This window comes from Erwinia sp. 2186 (assembly GCF_057812255.1).
In genome coordinates this window covers 2,212,543-2,232,023 of sequence record NZ_CM173824.1, presented here as the reverse complement: position 1 = coordinate 2,232,023, position 19,481 = coordinate 2,212,543, and the positions used below count along the sequence as shown (strand labels likewise).

The window sequence follows — 19,481 nt, the reverse complement described above, 5'->3', positions numbered from 1 at the left end:
ACATTGGTTAAATGAAATGCACCGATGTTTTGACATTCACCGGGTTATTACAACAGACTGTTAAAGAAAGCCTTTACCACCTACAGGAGAGTGCCCCCTTGGAAGCCAGCGCAATTTACAGTTTGTTTATCATCGGTTCCGTGCTGGTTGCTGCGAGTATTTTGCTGAGTTCCTTCTCTTCAAAGCTTGGTATTCCAATTTTGGTGATTTTCCTTGCGCTGGGAATGCTGGCTGGCGTTGATGGCATCGGCGGAATTGTCTTCGATAACTACCCGGCCGCCTATCTGATCAGTAACCTTGCCTTGGCGGTGATCCTGCTTGATGGCGGCATGCGAACGCAGGCCAGCTCATTCAAAGTGGCGCTGGGCCCGGCATTGTCTCTGGCCACGGTCGGCGTATTGATTACCGCAGGTCTGACCGGCATGGCCGCGGCCTGGTTGTTTAATCTAAACATGATTGATGGCTTCCTGGTGGGTGCCATTATTGGCTCGACCGATGCGGCAGCGGTGTTCTCGCTGCTGGGCGGCAAAGGCCTTAACGAACGCGTCAGCGCGACGCTTGAAATCGAATCCGGCAGTAACGACCCGATGGCCGTGTTCCTGACCATTACCCTGATTGAGATGATCCAGCAAGGCCAGACCGGCATTGACTGGATGTTTGTCGTTCATCTTATTCAGCAATTCGGTTTGGGGATTGTACTGGGGCTCGGTGGGGGCTGGGCGTTGCAACAGCTGATCAACCGCATCTCCCTGGCCAGTGGTCTTTATCCGCTGCTGGCGGTCAGTGGGGGCATCCTGGTATTCGCGCTGACCACCGTTCTGGAAGGCAGCGGTATTCTGGCGGTGTATCTGTGTGGCTTCCTGCTGGGTAACCGCCCTATTCGTAACCGTCACGGCATCCTGCAAACCTTTGACGGCATGGCCTGGCTGAGCCAGATTGGCATGTTTTTGGTGCTGGGGCTGCTGGTCAATCCTAAAGACCTGTGGAACATTGCGCTGCCAGCGATGATGCTGTCAGCCTGGCTTATCCTGTTTGCCCGCCCGCTGTCCGTTTACATTGGCCTGTTGCCGTTCCGGGGCTTCAGTACCCGCGAGCGCTTTTTCATCAGCTGGGTGGGACTGCGAGGTGCAGTGCCGATCATCCTGGCGGTGTTCCCAATGATGGCCGGACTGCCGCACGCGTCGCTGTTCTTCAATATCGCATTCTTTGTGGTGCTGGTTTCCCTGATGGTTCAGGGCACCTCTCTGGGCTATGCCGCGCGAAAAGCCCGCGTGGTGATCCCACCTACGGCTTCGCCAATCTCTCGCGTGGGTTTGGATATCCATCCAGAAAATCCCTGGGAGCAGTTTGTCTACCAGTTGGGTGCAGACAAATGGTGCGTAGGTGCCGCATTACGTGACCTGAAGATGCCGAGGGAAACCCGGATTGCGGCGCTGTTCCGCGATAATCTTCTGCTGCATCCCACCGGCAATACCCGCCTGAGAGAAGGCGACGTGTTGTGCATCATCGGTCGCGAGAAAGACCTGCCGGAGTTAGGAAAACTCTTCAGCCAGTCTCCGCCGGTATCGCTCGATCAACGTTTCTTCGGCGACTTTATTCTGCAAGCCGATGCCCGACTGCATGATGTTTCTGAAATTTACGGCATCGATCTGGATGAAGAGACGAATGTACAGCAGACGCTGGGCCATCTGATTGCGGGCATGATCGGTGGCGCACCGGTAGTGGGTGACCAGGTGGAGTGGAAAAACATGATCTGGACCGTGGCAGAGAAAGAAGCTAACGAGATTGTGAAGATTGGTGTGCGGGTAGCCGAAGAGAAAGAATAACCGGGCGATAGTTAAGATAAAGACTAATCCTGGTCCTGAATGCTCGCTCTCCTGACGTTAACGTCTACGCTTAAAGTTCGTGTCTGGACTAAATAGGAGACTATCATGGGACATATCGTCAAGATTGGCCGTTATGAAATCATCGATGCAGAGCTGGATGCGCAGAATGTAGAGACCGTCAGCATTCCCTGTCAGACCAACCCCGACCTGAGCTATCAGTTGGACGGATGGGATGGTGAAACCAGCGTACCGGCGTGGATTGACGGCGAGCCTGTCGATCTGGCCATCGGGCATTATGACAAACAGCAGGATCGCTGGATACTAAAAAAACCGGCCTGATCCTTTCTGCCCTGCTCACCGTGACGAATTTTCGTGGCGGTGAAGCCTTCATTTAAATACCCTCTCTCTGTTATTAAACCGTCATACTGCCTGGCTTTTCCCTCTATTTAACCGCTTCGGTTAACGCGTATTAATCCTAATTTTATTTTGCTCACTTTCCCGCCACTTTTAGGATTTTCCCGTATTAACTAACTCAAACAACTCCTGCATACTCGTCCTACTGCTTCATGGTGAAACAGAGTGATATTCACGCTGCTGTATGTTTCATTACTGTCCCATTTGTTCTTCTCGCTCTGAATGCGGCGAGCTACCAAGAATAATTTATTGATTCTAGTGGAATTAGTATCAATACCTTTACTCCTGAACGCGTGCATTAACCTCGTCAGGTTACTGATTCTTAAAGAAAAGAGAGCAGGCACTATGGCAAGTACTCTTGTACTGAATGACCGTCGCCGTGCGTTTAGCGGCACCCGAAAAAACATTATTGCCAAGATCACGTTAAGTCTTTCAGATTTAATCTCTATTAATCTGGCCCTGTTTTTATCCGCGGCTACTGTGCAAGGTATTTGGGGTGACTTAGATATATTTATCCCGCCTCAGGAAGTGAAAATTCGCTTCATTGCGCAATTCGTTATGTCTGTGGTTTGTACCGCCTGGTTTTGGATGCGGTTACGTCATTACACCTACCGCAAACCATTCTGGTTTGAATTAAAAGAAATAATTAAAACCCTGGTGATTTTCTCTCTGCTTGATTTGGCGCTGATTGCCTTTTCCAAGTGGGACTTCTCCCGCATGCTGTGGAGCTTCACCTGGGCCTACGCGCTGGTATTGGTGCCGCTGCTGCGCTCAAGCGTTAAGCACGCCATCCTCAAGGCGGGCCAGTGGCAGAAGCAAACCATCATCATCGGTTCCGGCAAAAATGCCCGTGAAGCCTATGCTGCGCTGCAAAGTGAAGAGCTGCTGGGCTATGAAGTCACGGCGTTTGTTGCTCCCAACGGCCATACCGGCGCCGAAAGTATGAATGGCGTTCCGGTCATCACTTCGAAAGATATTGTCTGGGATACGGTTGACCTGGAAAACACCCAGTTTATCGTGGCCATGGAATATGAGCAGCAAGGGATGCGTGATAAGTGGCTGAAACTGCTGTCGAAGAAGAAGTGTCGTTCAGTTTCGGTGGTGCCTACCCTGCGCGGTGTGCCGCTGTACGGTACCGATATGTCCTTTATCTTCAGCCATGAAGTGATGATCCTGCGGGTCAGTAACAACCTGGCAAAACGTTCTTCCCGTTTCCTCAAGCGTACCTTTGACGTGGTGGTTGCCTCTATGCTGCTGCTGTTCCTGGCTCCCGCATTCGGTCTGATTTGCTGGATGGTGGGCCGCGATGGCGGTAACAAGATTTACGGTCATGAACGCGTCGGTCAGGATGGTCACAAATTTAAATGCCTGAAGTTCCGTTCAATGGTCACCAACTCGAAGGAAGTACTGGAAGAACTGCTGGCCACCAGCGAAGAAGCACGTATTGAGTGGGATAAAGACTTCAAGCTGAAAAACGATCCGCGCGTGACGAAGATCGGGGCGTTCCTGCGTAAAACCAGTCTTGATGAGCTGCCTCAGCTGTGGAACGTGCTGCGGGGCGAAATGAGTCTGGTGGGTCCGCGTCCGGTCATTGAAGCTGAACTTGAGCGCTATGCCGGTGACGTTGATTACTACCTGATGGCCAAACCGGGCATGACCGGGTTGTGGCAGGTCAGTGGCCGTAATGATATCGACTACGACACCCGCGTGTACTTTGACTCCTGGTACGTTAAGAACTGGGCATTGTGGACCGATATCGCCATCCTGTTCAAAACAGCCGGTGTGGTGCTACGTCGCGATGGTGCTTATTAAAACAGTCAGATAAGTGAGAGTCATGCCCGCCCGTGTTGGCATGACTCTCGCCTTTCCATAAAATTCTTCCAACTCCCCTTTTCTTTTCCAGCCGTTATCTCTACCCTGTGCGGCTTGCTTTTAAACGGATGCCGTCACGCACGATGCAAAAATTCACCCTTCTTCTTCTCAGCCTGGTGCTTCTGGCGCCGCTGGGCATTGACCTCTACCTGCCGACACTGCCCGATATCGCTCTCGGTTTGAATACGCCGGTGACCACGATTCAGACCACCATTCCGCTGTTTCTGCTGGTCATGGGCTTAGGTCAGATTGTGGCGGGACCGCTGGTCGATAACTTCGGCAGAAAGCCGATTGCCATTGCCGGTCTGTTGCTGTATCTGCTGGGCAGTATTCTGGCGGCGACGGCGACCGGTTGGCCGCAATTCCTCACCGCGCGTATCGTTCAGGGCTGTGCCGTATGCTGTACGGCTGTGGTGGCCTTCAGCGGCGTCCGTGACCGTCTGGAAGGTGATGAAGCAGCCAGAGCTTACGGCTTCCTTAACGGGGCGTTAAATATCGTTCCGGCGCTGGCACCGATGCTCGGCGGCTTCCTGGCGGATGCCTATGGCTGGCGGGCGCCTTTCTGGTTCCTGACCGGTTATGCGCTGGTGATTGGCCTGATGATTTGGCGCTTCCTGCCGGAAACGCGTCCTGCGGGCACGCTGGCGGTGAAAGGGATCCCTTTGCGCCAGTACGCACAGATACTGCGTGAACCCCGCTTCCTGGCGTTTACCTTTGCCAATGCCGGTGCGATGGGCATGGTGCTGACCTATGTTTCGCTGGCACCGCAGGTACTGATGACCGAAGGCAAGCTGACCGCCCTGCAATTCTCGATTGCCTTTGGCGCGAACGGTTTCTGGATCATGTTAGTCAGCGTGCTGGTAAATAAAATGATCCGTAAGCTGGGCCGCCCTATCTGCCTGGCCATCGGCAGTCTGGCGATGGCGGCAGGTGCACTGACTATGCTGGGCGGTATGCTGATTTTCCCGGCCGGGATGCAGACCAGCTGGGCACTGTATATGTTCCCGGTGGCGATCTCGGTAGCCGGACTGGCGTTTACCGTCGGCCCCGCCACCAGCTATGCGCTTGAGCCTTATCAACAGCAGGCGGGCGTGGCGTCGGCGCTGGCAGGATTTATTCAGATGGCAGGCGGTTCATCGGCGGGCTTGCTGGCGATGGCACTGCCGCTGAACGAAAAGTTTGCGCTCAGTGCCATGATGATCATTGGTGCGGTGCTGACCTCACTGGCGTGGGTCAGCAGTAAGAAAGTACGCGGTACCCTGACCGCGCTAAAAACTAGCTGATTTTGACCGGCACGCGGGTGGCCAGAGCGCACATCAGCTCGTAACCTACCGTGCCGGCGGCTTCAGCCACTTCATCAATCTTGATGTTACTGCCCCAAAGTTCAACCTGACTCCCAATCCCAGCCTGCAGGCAAGGGGTTAAATCCACGGTAATCATGTCCATTGAGATCGCACCAACGGTATGCGTTCTCACGCCATCGACCCACACCGGCGTTCCGGTTGGCGCATGACGCGGATAGCCATCCGCATAACCGCAGGCCACCACGCCAATACGCTGTTCGCCCTGAGCACGATAGCGTGAACCGTAACCGACTCCGTCACCGGCCTTTAAGTTCTGAATAGCGATGATTTCGCTGTTCAGCGACATCACCGGTTGCAGCCCACTGCTGGCGATGTCCTGCCATTTTCCGCTGGGTGACGCGCCATACAGAATTATACCCGGCCGAACCCAGTCATGATGCGTGTGAGGATGCCATAGCGTCGCGGCCGAGTTCGCCAGTGAACGCGGGCAATCCAGCCCTTCGGCTGCCTGCTCAATACGTCTGAGCGGTTGTTCAATGCCTTCGCTGGTCTCGGCTTCCGCGAAGTGCGCCATCAGCGTCATTTCGCCCACATTTTCCAGACCGCGTAGTTTGTTCCAGGCCTGCTGCACCTGCTCCGGTGCGAAGCCGAGCCGGTTCATGCCGCTATTCACCTTCAGATAGATATCGAGCGGTGCAGAGAGCTTCGCTTTTGCCAGCGCCTGGATCTGCCAGTTGCTGTGCACGCTGGTGGTCAGGCGATACTGGTCGAGGATCGCCAGCTCATCAGCATGGAAAAACCCTTCCAGCAGCAGGATCGGCTTCTTCCAGCCGCGCTCGCGCAGCAGGATCGCTTCTTCAAGGTTCAACAACGCGAAGCCATCCGTAGCGGCAAAACTCTGCCAGACGCGGTCAATACCGTGGCCATAGGCATTCGCTTTCACCACGGACCACACACGGGAATGAGGTGCAGCCTGGCGGGCAACCGCCAGGTTATGCCGCAACGCGCTGGTGTCGACAGTTGCGACAATCGGACGAGACATAACTTCTCCTGGTTCTCAATACGGGAAGATCAGCGGGCCGCGTGGAGCGTGTGGCCCGGTGTCGGGTAAAATCCCGGCAGATAACGCATCACCGACAGATCGTCTGCAGCAATGGCAGGGGTGCGTCCGGAGATGATATCAGAAAGCAGCTGCCCGGAACCGCAGGCCATGGTCCAACCGAGCGTTCCGTGACCAGTGTTGAGGAAAAGATTCTTCAGCGGCGTGCGGCCAACGATTGGCGTGCCGTCCGGCGTCATCGGACGCAGCCCGGTCCAGAACGTCGCCTGCTCAATATGCCCCCCTTCCGGGTAGAGGTCGCCGACCACCATTTCCAGCGTTTCCCGCCGGGCTGGCAACAGCTTAGTGTTGTAGCCAACAATTTCCGCCATCCCGCCGACGCGAATACGATCGTCAAAACGCGTGATGGCCACTTTATAGGTTTCGTCGAGCACGGTAGACACCGGTGACGCCTGTTCATTTTTGATCGGAATGGTCAGCGAATAGCCTTTCAGCGGGTAGACGGGCACCTTGACGATATCGTTTAACAGTGCGGTTGAGTAAGAGCCGAAGGCCACCACATAGGCATCTGCCGTCACCGTTTCAGCACCACATTTGACGCCCGTAATCTGATTGCCTTCCTGCAGCAACGCATCAACCGGGGTATTAAAGCGGAAAGTCACGCCAGCGCTGGCGGCCATTTCCGCCAGACGCTGAGTAAACAGCTGGCAGTCGCCCGTTTCGTCATTCGGCAGGCGCAAACCCCCGGTTAGCTTATGCTGAGTGGTGGCAAGTGCGGGCTCCGCATCCGCCAGCTGCGCCGCTTCCAGCAGTTCATAAGGTACACCGGCCTCTTTCAGCACGGCGATGTCTTTGGTGGCGCTTTCAAACTGCTGACTGGTGCGGAAAAGTTGCAGCGTGCCGCCCTGCCGTCCTTCATAAGCAATACCGGTTTGCTGGCGCAAGGCTTTCAGGCAGTCCCGGCTATATTCGGCAATCCGCACCATGCGGCTTTTGTTTTCCTGATAGTGGTGCATATCGCAGTTACGCAGCATCTGCCACATCCACTCCAGCTGAAAACGACTGCCATCCGGACGGATCGCCAGCGGTGCATGGCGCTGGAACATCCATTTAATGGCTTTTAACGGCACGCCTGGCGCGGCCCAGGGAGCAGCATAACCCGGAGAAATCTGCCCGGCGTTGCCCGCACTGGTTTCCATCGCCACGCCCGGTTGACGGTCAATCACCGTCACTTCATGCCCGGCCTGTGCCAGATACCAGGCGCTTGCCACGCCGACCACACCACTACCCAGAATGACAACTCGCATAACCGCACCACCGCCGTTGAGAAAAGAGGAATTAACTGGATTACTGCGAGTGCTACGGTTTAAAACACTGCAACCACATCAGCAACATCGCACTGACATATTTCACATGTTTTTTACTCTAAAGGGTAATAAAAAGAAGATGAGCGGTTATATTCGGAATTTAATACTGCCAAACAGCGGTTGAAAGCAGCATATCAGTCCAAATCAGGCATTTTTCACTTTTCTCAGCAGAAAGTGATCCGTTCAGATCTTTCGCTTATATACAGCACATAATTCTGTTTTGTGAGCCATTTCTCGCATTTCACCTGACGTTAAAATTATTTTCCCTTGGCGACTCTATTTTCTGTCGAAAATTTCCATTGTATTCATCAGAGCAATCAGAGAGAGTGAACTATCATTGAGGTATTGGCTTTAATTCCAGGCTTGCCTTTGCGGTCGCAGTGCAGCGGCAGGTCGACATGAAAACGGATGTTTTGCCGCTACGTGTTGTAACGTCGAAAACCGGTTTTTAAAAAGGGGTGCGCTATGACGACTATCTTTGACGGTCCCATAAAGGACAGCAAACGACTCAGTGATGGACCAGACTGGACCTTCGATCTGCTTGATGATTACCTGAAAGAGATCGATCGCGTCGCTAAGCTCTACCGGCTTGAAACCTACCCTCATCAGATCGAAGTGATCACATCTGAGCAAATGATGGATGCCTACTCCAGCGTGGGGATGCCTATCAACTATGCGCACTGGTCCTTCGGCAAGAAATTCATTGAAACCGAACAGCGCTACAAACATGGTCAGCAAGGCCTGGCGTATGAAATCGTCATTAACTCCAATCCTTGTATCGCCTATCTGATGGAAGAGAACACCATCACAATGCAGGCGCTGGTGATGGCTCATGCCTGTTATGGGCATAATTCTTTTTTCAGAAACAACTACCTGTTCCGCAGCTGGACCGATGCCAGTTCGATTGTCGATTACCTGATCTTCGCCCGTAACTACATTGCCAAGTGCGAAGAGCGCTACGGTCTTGAGGAAGTCGAAAAACTGCTCGACTCCTGCCACGCGCTGATGAATTACGGTGTCGACCGTTATAAGCGCCCACAAAAAATCTCCCTGCAGGAAGAGACCGCTCGCCAGCAGAGCCGTGAAGAATATCTGCAAAGCCAGGTGAACATGCTGTGGCGTACCTTGCCGCGCCGCGAGAAGGAATCCTCGCAGGCGGAAGCCGCACGCTACCCTTCTGAGCCACAGGAAAACCTGCTCTATTTTATGGAAAAAAATGCGCCGTTGCTGGAATCATGGCAGCGTGAGATTTTGCGTATTGTGCGTAAAGTCAGCCAGTATTTTTATCCGCAGAAACAGACTCAGGTCATGAATGAGGGCTGGGCAACATTCTGGCATTACACCATCCTCAATCACTTGTATGACGAGGGTAAAGTTTCCGAACGCTTTATGCTGGAGTTCCTGCACAGCCACACCAATGTGGTGTTCCAGCCGCCTTACAACAGCCAGTGGTATAACGGCATCAACCCTTATGCGCTGGGCTTTGCCATGTTCCAGGATATCAAACGTATCTGTCAGGAACCGACTGAAGAAGATCGTTACTGGTTCCCGGATATTGCCGGCAGCGACTGGCTGGAAACGATGCACTTTGCCATGCGCGAGTTTAAGGACGAGAGCTTTATCAGCCAGTTCCTGTCGCCGAAAGTGATGCGCGATTTCCGCCTGTTTACGGTAATGGACGATGACCGCAATAATTTCCTCGAGATTGCTGCCATCCATGATGAAGCCGGCTATCGGGCTATTCGCCAGCAGCTTTCAGCGCAGTACAACCTCAGTAACCTTGAACCGAATATTCAGGTCTATGATGTTGACCTGCGTGGCGATCGCTCACTGACGCTGCGCTATGTGCCTAACAGTCGTGCGCCGTTAGACAAGAGCCGCAGAGAAGTGTTGAAGCATGTACACCGTCTGTGGGGCTTTGACATCCATCTTGAGCAGCTTAACGACGATGGCAGCACCGAGTTACTCGATCGCTGTCCGCCGCGCACCTCTACCCTGTAGATTTTGCGTATAAAAAAAGCCGGTTCAACTGAACCGGCTTTTTCTTGCGCTGCTGTTAACGACGCTGCGGGGGCAAATCCGTTGGCATAGTATTCTGCATACCGTGCCAGATCTCGCCGCTCCGGCGACCGTAGTCACGGACGGAATCGACAATTTTATCAAACTGTTCGTTCTGACAAATGGTCAGTAACTGCTGATAAAAATCACGTGCCAGCTGGCGCGCTTCCGGGTTGGAGAAGTAATGCCGTCCTACCCGCGTATACAGCCCTTTCAGGCCATTCAGGATCAAACCATAAATAGGGTTGCCTGAGGCAAACGCCAGACCGCGGAAAATGCTGTAATCGAGGTCGGTATAGGCTTCGGCTTTGTCTTCTACATTCTGCGCGGTCAACAGCACTTCTTTGGCTTTATCCGGATAGGTGCGGATCGCACGGCGGATAAAGATTGAGGAGATGTTGGTGCGAACCGACAGCAGATTATCGATCAGCTGTGGAACGCTATCGTGATCGAGGCGCGCCAGCGTTTCCAGAATGCTCAGGCCGGAGGTCTCCCAGAAGTTATTCACTTTGGTCGGTTTGCCGTGCTGAATGGTTAGCCAGCCATCGCGTGCCAGACGTTGGAGCACTTCACGCAAGGTAGTACGGGTGACACCAATCAATTCAGAAAGCTCACGCTCTGCGGGCAAAATCGAACCCGGCGGGAAGCGACTGTTCCAGATGCTTTCTATAATGTACTCTTCAGCGAAACCCGCAGGGCTCTGCGCCTTAATGACCATAGCGTTTTGTTTCCGTTGCGTTCATGACTGCAAATATTGGGCTCATCATACCAGATGCCCTGGCGATGACATAGACCGCCACTGGCCTAAAACGGCACCCATCCCGCAAATATCCGAAAAAAGAGCCGACGCTTTCACGGGCCATTTTTCGTCCTGAATCGCCCTACTCGCTGCAAGCGCTCAAAAGCAGGTTTATTGCCACTCTGTTTAACTTAAGTCATTTTATGCAATAAAATTTCTTCCCCTGTGGCTGGCACGGTGAGTCATTTAGTTTACACTGCCGTTTGAACGCCCTTCACATGGAATGAATATGTTGCGATATCTGAATAGCTGTTCCCGCGGCCGTGGTGCCTGGTTACTGCTGGCCTTCACCGCTTTTGCCCTGGAAATGGCCGCACTCTACTTTCAGCATGTCATGATGCTGAAACCCTGCGTAATGTGTATTTATGAGCGTTGTGCCCTGTTTGGCGTGATGGGTGCTGGCCTGGTCGGCGCGATTGCGCCAAAAACCCCGCTGCGCTGGGTCGCCATTCTGGTGTGGCTCTACAGCGCCTGGGAAGGCGTCCGCCTTTCATGGGAGCACACCATGATCCAGCTGCACCCGAACCCGTTTGTCACCTGTGATTTTGCCGCCCGTTTCCCAGGCTGGCTGCCACTGGATAAATGGCTGCCATCCGTATTTGTAGCAACCGGTGACTGCACCGAGAAGCTGTGGACGTTCCTGACGCTGGGCATGCCACAGTGGTTAGTTGTGGTCTTTGCCGCGTACCTGATTGTGGGTGTGCTGGTATTGATAGCGCAACCCTTCAAGCCGAAGCGCCGGGATTTGTTCTCGCGCTAAGCGTTAAGCAACCCCACCAAGATCAAGCCCGCCTCTCGCGGGCTTTTTTGTGGCTGAAAATCACATGGTCAGGCAAAATATTTGTCGGATGGTGATTGCGCTACTAAGCTGAAAATACGCAAGAAAAGTCCAAGGAGTGTTATGAAACGAATCGTATTTGTGCTGGCACTGGCTCTCTCTTCTGCTGTCCTTGCAGGCTGTGCCCCAAGGGACAACCTGCATGCTCCGCCACCTGCACCACCGGGTGGTCATCAACTTCCCGGCGCGCCTGGCGGCAGCGACCCATCGGGTCAGCCTCAGGCTTAACGCGGACTTTTCAGGTGGGATCAAAAAAGCCGCCCTGTTTATTCAGCGGCGGCTTTTTTATGCTCAGCGGTGAGGCCGGTTAATAATATGGTCTTCCCAGTCCCGCACTTCACTTTCCCGCACGGCAATATGACGTACCGAAATACGCTCGGCATGCATCGCCGATTTAGAGCCGGTGCGTAAAGGATGCCAGACCGGTAAATTTTTACCTTCCGCCAGCACCCGATAGGCACAGCTCGGCGGCAGCCAGGAGAAAGTCGGCAAATTATCGCGCGTTAACTTGATGCAGTCTTCTTCATATTCGAAGCGACGCTCATAGTTACGGCACTGGCAGGTTTTAATGTTGAGTTGGTTACACGCGACGTTGGTAAAGTAGATTTCGTCGGTGTCAGCATCCTGCAGCTTGTTAAGACAGCACTGGCCACAACCGTCACACAAGGATTCCCATTCCTCATCACTCATTTGTTCCAGCGTTTTCCGCTGCCAGAAAGGGGTATCAGTCATGTTCGGTGTCCCGTTTAAGTAAAAGCCCGCACCTTATAAACAGTTCGGGCTTCAGATGCAAGTCTTACAGCACGCGGGTGGCGACGCCACGACCGCCCAGAGACACTTCCAGCGTGTCACCGGAGGCCATCGGGCCAACGCCTTCAGGCGTGCCGGTCAGAATAACGTCACCGGCGCGCAGGGTAAAGAATTTGCTCATATAGGCAATCAGCGGCAGGATTTTGTGGATCATGTCTTCAGTATTGCCGTGCTGACGCACTTCACCGTTGACCACCAGCTTCAGCTCGATATTCTGCGGATCCGCCCCGAACTCGCTGACCGGAATAAAGCCTGAAATCGGGCAAGAGTTGTCGAAACCCTTGGCTTTCTCCCACGGCTGTCCGGCCTTTTTGCAGCCAGCCTGCACATCACGCAGGGTTAAATCCAGCGCGATACCGTAACCGGCAATCGCTTTAGCCACATGCGCTTCGGTCGCATGCTTCAGCGTTGAGCCAATCAGAACGGCCAGCTCCACTTCGTGGTGTACCGCGCCGAGATCTTTCGGGATCGACAGCGGCTGGCGGATATCGCAAATCGCGGTTTCTGGTTTGATAAACAGCACAGGTTCAGAGGGCGTGGCGCTGCCCATCTCTTTAATGTGTTTGGCATAGTTGCTGCCCACGCACACCACTTTGCTTACCGGATAGTCCAACAAAGCGCCCTGCCAGTTATGATGCTGATACATACTGTTCCCCTGCCTGAGTTGAGAGTGAATGGCCCGGTTTGAGCCATTTGTCCATTCCTGTCTTCACGCTATTGCGAAATAGCGTCAGCCATCATGCCGATGCTGATGGCGAAATAATAAGACCGATTCCAGTGCATGATGGTGCGAAAATTGTCATAAACCATGAATGCACGGCCTGGCGTATCGTCCGGCAGAATAATCCAGGCACGCTGATGGGTATCTGGCAGCGCGCTATCGCTGGTCATTCGCACGCCGAGTTTCTCCCACTCGCCGACGGTTTTGGCCTGTGCATCTTTGATGCCGGCCTGATCGGTCACGAAATCAACCGGCAGCACAATTTCCCTACCCCAGCTTTCGCCTGCTTTCCAGCCCTCTTTCGACAGATAATTGGCGGTGGAAGCAAAGACATCGTCGACGTTGTTCCAGATATCAATTTTGCCATCATCATCGCCATCAGCTCCGTACTGCATAAAGGAACTTGGCATAAACTGGTTCTGTCCCATCGCGCCTGCCCAGGAGCCTTTCATCTCCTCTGGCGCAATGTGCTGCTGCTGAATAATTTTCAGCGCGGCAATCAGCTCTTTGGTGAAGAACGCTTCGCGTCTTCCTTCAAACGCCAGCGTCGAGAGCGATGAAATCACATCCTCTCTGCCCTGAATTTTACCAAAGCTACTCTCCATCGCCCAAAGCGCAACGATATATTGCGGCTGGACGCCGGTCTGCTGGCTGACCGGCATCAGCTGCCCTTGATATAGCTGCAGATTGTCACGGCCCTGTTGGATCTTCTTATCAGTCATCACCCGTGACAGGTAATCGCTTAACGTAACCTTTTTCTCTAACTGGTTACGATCGGAGGTAATCACGTGATCAACAAAATGCACATTGGCAAAAGCAGCATCCACGGTGGCGCGATCGATTCCTTGCTGAAGCGCCTGCGCTTTCAGTTGCTCGACGTAGCCGGGGAATTCAGCCGGGTCGCGGCCGGTAGCGGCCAGCGTGGTTTTGCTGGGCTGTTGCAGAAAGCCGCTCTGGGAGGGTGCGCTGGCGGGCGGTTTAGCGGGAACGGGGGTTTCTGGCGCAGGGGCTGCGCTGTTTTTACTGGCGCATCCGGCCAATAACAGGGAGAAAATAATGCTACTGAGGGATGTAAGCTTCATGCGGGCATCCTTTTTTTGCCGTCGCCGCCACAATTAAATCCAGTGGATTGCCGTTGCGGCGGCGATATATTTTGCAGATAGTTCCTAATTAATCTTTTTTACTCTTTTTCCAGATGCATCTTAAGCAGACTTTCGATCGGAGGAGGCACCTGTAAATAAAATCCCTGCTCTTCAAGCGCGGCCTTCACTTTGGTGAGATCCGCGTTAGCCAGCTTTTTGGTGCCGTCCAGCGGCAGCATCATCGCCAGCTGCGGTTTACCAAAACCTTGCATCAGTTCCGCAGGAACGCGGGAGAAATCGTCTTTTTTTTCGACATAAAGATAAGTCTGGTCACGCTTGGGGCTTCTGTAGATCACACAAAACATATTTTTTACTCGAATTAACCTGGATGGTGACTTGCCTGGATATAGTAGTAACTATAACATGCTTGCAGAACTTCGGAATATTGTCCCAACGCGATTATATGTTCGTTTAACGACATAAATTAGCCGGGACCAGAATTAACAGGACTGAGCCGGGACAGATGTCACAAACGCCAATCGAGTTAAAGGGCAGCAGTTTTACTCTGTCTGTTGTGCACCTTCACCACGCTGACCCAGACGTGGTTCGTCAGGCGCTTCAGGATAAAGTCAATCAGGCTCCGGCCTTTCTGAAAAATGCTCCGGTGGTGTTGAACGTAGCTTCACTGACCAGTGAGGTTAACTGGAGACTGATGCAACAAGCCGTCACCTCTACCGGTCTGCATATCGTTGGTGTCAGCGGCTGCAAAGATGAACCGTTAAAACGCATCATTACTCGCGCCGGTCTGCCGCTGTTATCGGAAGGTAAAGAGCAGAAACAAGCCGTCGAGGTGATTGAACCGGTTAAACCCGCTGAACTCCCGCCTGTTAAAACCCGGGTAATCAATACGCCAGTCCGCTCTGGCCAGCAGATTTATGCCAAGAATTGCGATCTGATCGTGACCAATAGCGTCAGCGCCGGTGCAGAACTGGTCGCCGATGGCAATATCCATATTTATGGCATGATGCGTGGCCGTGCACTGGCTGGTGCCAGCGGTGACCGTGATTGCCAGATTTTTTGTACCAGTTTGTCAGCTGAGTTGGTCTCTATCGCCGGTGAATACTGGATGATGGATCATATTCCGGCTGAATTTTTTGGAAAAGCGTCACGCCTCTGTTTAAGAGACGGCGCCCTGACTATACAGACACTGAACTGAGCCAGGCTCACGAGCCCTTTCTTTTCTTAAGGAAATCATTTTATGGCACGCATTATTGTAGTTACATCGGGTAAAGGGGGCGTTGGCAAGACCACGTCCAGCGCGGCCATCGCTACCGGTTTAGCCCAGAAGGGCAAAAAAACCGTGGTTATCGACTTTGACATCGGCCTGCGTAATCTCGATTTGATTATGGGTTGTGAGCGTCGCGTGGTGTATGACTTTGTGAACGTGATTCAGGGTGATGCCACGCTGAACCAGGCGCTGATCAAAGATAAGCGTACTGAGAACCTGTTCATTCTGCCTGCGTCACAGACACGTGATAAAGATGCATTAACGCGTGATGGCGTTGAAAAAATCCTGAATGACCTCGGTAAGATGGATTTCGACTTTATTGTCTGTGACTCACCGGCAGGGATCGAAACCGGCGCACTGATGGCGCTGTATTTCGCCGATGAAGCTATCATTACCACTAACCCGGAAGTCTCTTCAGTTCGCGATTCAGACCGCATTTTGGGCATTCTTTCGTCCAAATCCCGCCGTGCGGAAAATGGCCAGGATCCGATTAAAGAACACCTGCTGCTGACGCGTTATAACCCGGGTCGTGTGAACCGTGGCGACATGCTGAGCATGGAAGACGTGCTGGAAATTTTACGTATTCCACTGGCAGGTGTGATCCCGGAAGATCAGTCGGTGCTGCGCGCCTCTAACCAGGGTGAGCCGGTGATTCTGGATGCCGAATCCGACGCAGGCAAAGCCTATGCTGATACCGTTGACCGTATTCTCGGTGAAGAACGTCCCTTCCGCTTCATTGAAGAAGAGAAGAAGGGTTTCCTGAAACGCCTGTTTGGGGGATAAACCATGGCCTTACTCGATTTCTTTTTATCCCGTAAAAAGCCGACAGCCAATATAGCCAAGGAACGGCTGCAGATCATTGTGGCAGAGCGCAGGAGGGGCGACAGTGAGCCCCACTATCTGCCACAGCTGAAAAGGGATATTTTGGAAGTTATCTGCAAATACGTGAAGATCGATCCGGAAATGCTGAGCGTTAAGCTGGATCAAAAGGACGATGATATTTCGATTCTGGAGCTCAACGTGACGCTCCCGGAGGCAGAAGAAGCACCGAAATGATCCTCTCCTGCTCCTGATTTTCCCCTGCTCTCAGGCAGGGGAAAACCTCGGTCAGTATGCCTTCAGGATTTCAGCGATCCCGTCGTGAAGCAGTTCGCCCCGCCATCCATCAATCAGCTCGGGTTTTCTGTCCCGTGGTTTTAATTTCCAGTGCCAGCTCAGCAGTTGGTTAATCTGACGACGTGACGCCAACAACTCCTGACTAATACCCTCTTTTTCTGCCACTTCCGCCATCAACGCTTTCAGCTCTTTGAAGACTTTCTTGTAGTCAGAATTATCAATCAGGTTAGCGACCGGTTCCGGCAACTCGCTCTCTTCCAGCGCATTCGCCTGAGCAACCATCGCCACCAGCGCTTTACCGTGGAAACGAATTTCCTGACCGGCAAGCCCAAGGTGATCCAGCTCGCCGAGGGAACCAGGCATATAGCGCGCCACTTTCCACAGGTTCTCTTCGCGCACCACGAAATTCACCGCCATGTCCTTTTCACGTGCCAGCTCCAGCCGCCATGCCGCCATCAGACGCAGTGCAGCAAGCTGACGCGGACGCAGTTGCCAGGCATTGGTAATGTCACGGTAAGCCTCTTGTGGGGCCACCACCATTTGACGGCGTTGACACAGCAGGCTGCATTCGTTCAGTGCGGCATTAATCCTGCCCGACTCTTCGGCTTCCGCCAGCAGCTTATGGGCAATCGGCAGCAGGTAGAACACATCAGCGGCCGCATACTGACACTGCTTCTCGGTCAGCGGACGCGCCAGCCAGTCAGTGCGTGATTCGCTTTTATCCAGCGCGATACCGGTAAAGGATTCAACAATGGTGGCAAATCCGCAGGAAAGTGGACGGCCGGTAAAGGCAGCCAGAATCTGCGTATCAATCATCGGCACCGGCAGCACGCCATATTCATGCAGGAAGACTTCCAGATCTTCACTGCCAGCGTGCAGGAACTTGATCACCTTCTCATCGAGCAGCAGATCGCGGAATGGCGCCCATTCGGTGATCGGCAGCGGATCGATCAGCGCGATATTCTCGCCGTCATACATCTGGATCAGGCCAAGGCCAGGATAATAGGTGCGGGTTCTGACGAATTCGGTATCCAGCGCCAGCGCCGGAAACTGACGGGCGGTCAGGCAAAGTTCAGCCAGCGCCTCGTTGGTGGTTATCATGGTGTAGTTCAAAATGATCCTCTCGCTGTGGCCTTTCCGGCCTCAGTCTAATCACAATAAAAACGCCGGCATGACCGGCGTTTTAGCATTCTCGGAAAGCGCAGCGATAATCAGCTGGCTTTAGCCGCTTTTATCGCTTCATCACGCAGTTCACGGCGCAGAATTTTGCCGACGTTAGTTTTCGGTAACTCATCCCGAAACTCAACGATTTTAGGCACTTTATAGCCCGTCAGGTTCTTTTTGCAGTGTGCGATCAGCTCTTCTTTAGTCAGTGAAGGATCTTTCTTCACGACGCAGATTTTCACCGTCTCTCCTGCCACATCGTTAGGAACACCAATGGCGGCAGCCTCACGCACTTTCGGATGCAGCATCAGAACATCTTCGATTTCGTTAGGATAGACGTTGAAACCAGAAACCAGGATCATGTCTTTTTTGCGATCGACAATGCGAATAAAACCTTCCTGGTCAACGGTAACAATATCACCGCTGCGAAGCCATCCATTTTTTAACACTTCATCAGTTGCATCAGGCCGTTGCCAGTAACCGAGCATCACCTGCGGTCCTTTGATGCACAGTTCGCCAGGCTCGCCTTCAGCGACCTCATTGCCTTCATCATCCACCAGCATGATGTCAGTGGAAGGCACCGGCAAACCAATGCTGCCACTGTGATAGCGAATGTCGTAGGGATTGACGGAAACCAGCGGTGAGCACTCGGTCAGGCCGTAACCTTCCAGCAGATAGTGCCCGGTCAGCTTTTCCCAGCGTTCGGCGACCGCTTTCTGCACCGACATGCCGCCACCGGCTGATAAGCTGAGGCTGGAGAAGTCGAGCTTCTGGAAATCCTCATCGTTCAGCAAGGCGTTAAACAGCGTATTCACGCCGGTAATCGCGGTGAAGCGCACTTTGGACAGCTCTTTCACCAAGCCAGGAATATCACGCGGATTGGTGATCAGCAGGTTTGCGCCGCCCAAATCGATAAACAGCATGCAGTTCACCGTCAGCGCGAAGATATGGTACAGCGGTAAAGCGGTGACCACCGTTTCTTTGCCCTCTTTCAGCAGCGAGCCATAGGTGGCTTTGGTCTGCTCAAGATTCGCCTGCATATTGCGGTGAGTAAGCATCGCGCCTTTGGCAACGCCGGTAGTTCCGCCGGTGTATTGCAGGAACGCCAGATCGTCGTTAATGATGTCCGGGCGCACATACTGCATGCGATAGCCCTCATGCAGCGCGCTGCGGAAGGAGATCGCATCGGGCAGATGGTATTTCGGCACCATCCGCTTGATGTATTTGACAACAAAATTGACCAGCGTGCCTTTCGCCGGCGCAAGTTGATCGCCCAGTCGCGTGAGGATTACGTGCTTCACCTGGGTTTTGGCCACCACTTTTTCCAGCGTGTGGGCAAAGTTCGAGACAATGACGATGGCACTGGCACCGCTGTCATTCAGCTGATGTTCCAGCTCGCGCGGGGTGTAAAGCGGATTGACGTTAACCACAATCATTCCTGCCCGCAGAATGCCAAACAGCGCGATCGGGTATTGCAACAGGTTAGGCATCATCAGGGCCACACGATCGCCCTTTTTCAGGCCCAGCCCCTGTTGCAGATAAGCGGCAAAAGCCCGGCTGCGCTCTTCCAGCTTACGGTAGGTCATCGCCTGCCCCATATTAATGAAGGCGGGCTGGTCTGCGTAACGTTTAACTGCGTGTTCAAACAAATCAATCAGCGATGTATAGCGGTCAGCAGTGATCTCTGCCGGAACATCTGCCGGATAGCGGTTTAACCAAACCTTATTCAAGGAAACACCTCGGAAAGTCGTATTTGTTGTCA

At 53.3% G+C, this 19,481-nt stretch carries 18 protein-coding genes and 2 pseudogenes; 10 read left to right on the top strand and 10 right to left on the bottom strand.

Annotated elements, in window-relative coordinates; genetic code table 11:
- Positions 1–11 precede the first annotated feature (11 nt).
- Positions 12–1,760: pseudogene (locus ACXKZG_RS10360) on the top strand (potassium/proton antiporter); the annotation flags it as partial.
- Between the two features lie 6 nt (positions 1,761–1,766).
- Here ACXKZG_RS10360 and ACXKZG_RS10355 read toward each other — a convergent pair.
- A pseudogene (locus ACXKZG_RS10355) lies at positions 1,767–1,835 on the bottom strand (hypothetical protein); the annotation flags it as partial.
- Between the two features lie 96 nt (positions 1,836–1,931).
- Here ACXKZG_RS10355 and ACXKZG_RS10350 point away from each other — a divergent pair.
- The 3 genes from ACXKZG_RS10350 (at position 1,932) to ACXKZG_RS10340 (ending at position 5,395) form a co-directional block, all read left to right on the top strand.
- Complete coding sequence (locus tag ACXKZG_RS10350; protein WP_013202446.1) at positions 1,932–2,165, top strand: DUF1480 family protein; 234 nt, start codon at positions 1,932–1,934, stop codon at positions 2,163–2,165.
- A gap of 420 nt (positions 2,166–2,585) precedes the next feature.
- A complete protein-coding gene (gene wbaP / locus ACXKZG_RS10345; RefSeq protein WP_053142792.1) occupies positions 2,586–4,052 on the top strand; it encodes an undecaprenyl-phosphate galactose phosphotransferase WbaP in 1,467 nt (488 codons plus the stop codon).
- Between the two features lie 143 nt (positions 4,053–4,195).
- Complete coding sequence (locus ACXKZG_RS10340) at positions 4,196–5,395, top strand: multidrug effflux MFS transporter (RefSeq protein ID WP_346567473.1); 1,200 nt, start codon at positions 4,196–4,198, stop codon at positions 5,393–5,395.
- Here ACXKZG_RS10340 and dadX read toward each other — a convergent pair.
- Both dadX and ACXKZG_RS10330 read right to left on the bottom strand, forming a co-directional pair.
- Complete coding sequence (gene dadX, locus ACXKZG_RS10335; protein WP_488876161.1) at positions 5,388–6,458, bottom strand: catabolic alanine racemase DadX; 1,071 nt, start codon at positions 6,456–6,458, stop codon at positions 5,388–5,390. The two genes, ACXKZG_RS10340 and dadX, sit on opposite strands and share 8 nt — an antisense overlap.
- A gap of 29 nt (positions 6,459–6,487) precedes the next feature.
- Complete coding sequence (locus ACXKZG_RS10330) at positions 6,488–7,783, bottom strand: D-amino acid dehydrogenase (protein WP_013202450.1); 1,296 nt, start codon at positions 7,781–7,783, stop codon at positions 6,488–6,490.
- Between the two features lie 525 nt (positions 7,784–8,308).
- Here ACXKZG_RS10330 and ACXKZG_RS10325 point away from each other — a divergent pair.
- Entirely contained in the window at positions 8,309–9,844 is a 1,536-nt protein-coding gene (locus ACXKZG_RS10325; protein ID WP_013202451.1) for a SpoVR family protein, read from the top strand.
- 55 nt (positions 9,845–9,899) lie between these two features.
- Here the strand turns inward: ACXKZG_RS10325 and fadR are convergent, their stop codons facing one another.
- Positions 9,900–10,619, bottom strand: a complete 720-nt coding sequence (gene fadR / locus ACXKZG_RS10320; protein WP_013202452.1) for a fatty acid metabolism transcriptional regulator FadR — start codon at positions 10,617–10,619, stop codon at positions 9,900–9,902.
- A 310-nt stretch (positions 10,620–10,929) separates the two neighbouring features.
- On the opposite strand from fadR, the gene dsbB reads away from it, so the two are divergent.
- Positions 10,930–11,460 carry a disulfide bond formation protein DsbB gene (dsbB, locus tag ACXKZG_RS10315; protein WP_013202453.1) on the top strand — a complete coding sequence of 177 codons (531 nt, stop codon included), beginning with the start codon at positions 10,930–10,932 and terminating at the stop codon, positions 11,458–11,460.
- Positions 11,461–11,601: 141 nt separating this feature from the next.
- Positions 11,602–11,766 carry a hypothetical protein gene (locus tag ACXKZG_RS10310; RefSeq protein WP_167738416.1) on the top strand — a complete coding sequence of 55 codons (165 nt, stop codon included), beginning with the start codon at positions 11,602–11,604 and terminating at the stop codon, positions 11,764–11,766.
- A gap of 63 nt (positions 11,767–11,829) precedes the next feature.
- On the opposite strand, the gene ycgN is transcribed toward ACXKZG_RS10310, so the two are convergent.
- From ycgN to ACXKZG_RS10290, 4 genes are all read right to left on the bottom strand, one after another.
- Positions 11,830–12,270 carry a cysteine cluster protein YcgN gene (gene ycgN, locus ACXKZG_RS10305; RefSeq protein ID WP_013202455.1) on the bottom strand — a complete coding sequence of 147 codons (441 nt, stop codon included), beginning with the start codon at positions 12,268–12,270 and terminating at the stop codon, positions 11,830–11,832.
- Between the two features lie 64 nt (positions 12,271–12,334).
- On the bottom strand, positions 12,335–12,994 hold the full coding sequence (locus ACXKZG_RS10300) for a fumarylacetoacetate hydrolase family protein (protein ID WP_013202456.1): 660 nt from the start codon (positions 12,992–12,994) through the stop codon (positions 12,335–12,337).
- Positions 12,995–13,062: 68 nt separating this feature from the next.
- On the bottom strand, positions 13,063–14,151 hold the full coding sequence (locus ACXKZG_RS10295; protein ID WP_488876160.1) for a lytic murein transglycosylase: 1,089 nt from the start codon (positions 14,149–14,151) through the stop codon (positions 13,063–13,065).
- A 98-nt stretch (positions 14,152–14,249) separates the two neighbouring features.
- Positions 14,250–14,516: a YcgL domain-containing protein gene (locus tag ACXKZG_RS10290; protein WP_151037242.1), complete on the bottom strand. Its 267-nt coding sequence runs from the start codon at positions 14,514–14,516 to the stop codon at positions 14,250–14,252.
- 158 nt (positions 14,517–14,674) lie between these two features.
- Here ACXKZG_RS10290 and minC point away from each other — a divergent pair, with 158 nt between their 5' ends.
- From minC to minE, 3 genes are read left to right on the top strand one after another with little or no spacing between them, the layout of a single operon-like run.
- Positions 14,675–15,367 carry a septum site-determining protein MinC gene (minC, locus tag ACXKZG_RS10285; protein WP_013202459.1) on the top strand — a complete coding sequence of 231 codons (693 nt, stop codon included), beginning with the start codon at positions 14,675–14,677 and terminating at the stop codon, positions 15,365–15,367.
- A 42-nt stretch (positions 15,368–15,409) separates the two neighbouring features.
- Complete coding sequence (minD, locus tag ACXKZG_RS10280) at positions 15,410–16,222, top strand: septum site-determining protein MinD (RefSeq protein ID WP_013202460.1); 813 nt, start codon at positions 15,410–15,412, stop codon at positions 16,220–16,222.
- A 3-nt stretch (positions 16,223–16,225) separates the two neighbouring features.
- Complete coding sequence (gene minE, locus ACXKZG_RS10275; protein ID WP_013202461.1) at positions 16,226–16,495, top strand: cell division topological specificity factor MinE; 270 nt, start codon at positions 16,226–16,228, stop codon at positions 16,493–16,495.
- A 51-nt stretch (positions 16,496–16,546) separates the two neighbouring features.
- Here the strand turns inward: minE and rnd are convergent, their stop codons facing one another.
- Together rnd and fadD are read right to left on the bottom strand one after the other, a co-directional pair.
- Complete coding sequence (gene rnd / locus ACXKZG_RS10270) at positions 16,547–17,656, bottom strand: ribonuclease D (RefSeq protein ID WP_151037240.1); 1,110 nt, start codon at positions 17,654–17,656, stop codon at positions 16,547–16,549.
- Positions 17,657–17,766: 110 nt separating this feature from the next.
- A complete protein-coding gene (gene fadD, locus ACXKZG_RS10265; protein WP_346567485.1) occupies positions 17,767–19,449 on the bottom strand; it encodes a long-chain-fatty-acid--CoA ligase FadD in 1,683 nt (560 codons plus the stop codon).
- Positions 19,450–19,481 lie beyond the last annotated feature (32 nt).

Bases quoted from the DNA above. Each gene is read 5' to 3' on its own strand.
- ACXKZG_RS10290 (WP_151037242.1), bottom strand. From the start codon at position 14,516: ATGTTTTGTGTGATCTACAGAAGCCCCAAGCGTGACCAGACTTATCTT.
- fadR (WP_013202452.1), bottom strand. From the start codon at position 10,619: ATGGTCATTAAGGCGCAGAGCCCTGCGGGTTTCGCTGAAGAGTACATT.
- dadX (WP_488876161.1), bottom strand. From the start codon at position 6,458: ATGTCTCGTCCGATTGTCGCAACTGTCGACACCAGCGCGTTGCGGCAT.
- dsbB (WP_013202453.1), top strand. From the start codon at position 10,930: ATGTTGCGATATCTGAATAGCTGTTCCCGCGGCCGTGGTGCCTGGTTA.
- ACXKZG_RS10340 (WP_346567473.1), top strand. From the start codon at position 4,196: ATGCAAAAATTCACCCTTCTTCTTCTCAGCCTGGTGCTTCTGGCGCCG.
- ACXKZG_RS10310 (WP_167738416.1), top strand. From the start codon at position 11,602: ATGAAACGAATCGTATTTGTGCTGGCACTGGCTCTCTCTTCTGCTGTC.
- ACXKZG_RS10350 (WP_013202446.1), top strand. From the start codon at position 1,932: ATGGGACATATCGTCAAGATTGGCCGTTATGAAATCATCGATGCAGAG.
- ACXKZG_RS10330 (WP_013202450.1), bottom strand. From the start codon at position 7,783: ATGCGAGTTGTCATTCTGGGTAGTGGTGTGGTCGGCGTGGCAAGCGCC.
- rnd (WP_151037240.1), bottom strand. From the start codon at position 17,656: ATGATAACCACCAACGAGGCGCTGGCTGAACTTTGCCTGACCGCCCGT.
- ACXKZG_RS10325 (WP_013202451.1), top strand. From the start codon at position 8,309: ATGACGACTATCTTTGACGGTCCCATAAAGGACAGCAAACGACTCAGT.
- minC (WP_013202459.1), top strand. From the start codon at position 14,675: ATGTCACAAACGCCAATCGAGTTAAAGGGCAGCAGTTTTACTCTGTCT.
- ACXKZG_RS10300 (WP_013202456.1), bottom strand. From the start codon at position 12,994: ATGTATCAGCATCATAACTGGCAGGGCGCTTTGTTGGACTATCCGGTA.
- minE (WP_013202461.1), top strand. From the start codon at position 16,226: ATGGCCTTACTCGATTTCTTTTTATCCCGTAAAAAGCCGACAGCCAAT.
- wbaP (WP_053142792.1), top strand. From the start codon at position 2,586: ATGGCAAGTACTCTTGTACTGAATGACCGTCGCCGTGCGTTTAGCGGC.
- ycgN (WP_013202455.1), bottom strand. From the start codon at position 12,270: ATGACTGATACCCCTTTCTGGCAGCGGAAAACGCTGGAACAAATGAGT.
- ACXKZG_RS10295 (WP_488876160.1), bottom strand. From the start codon at position 14,151: ATGAAGCTTACATCCCTCAGTAGCATTATTTTCTCCCTGTTATTGGCC.
- minD (WP_013202460.1), top strand. From the start codon at position 15,410: ATGGCACGCATTATTGTAGTTACATCGGGTAAAGGGGGCGTTGGCAAG.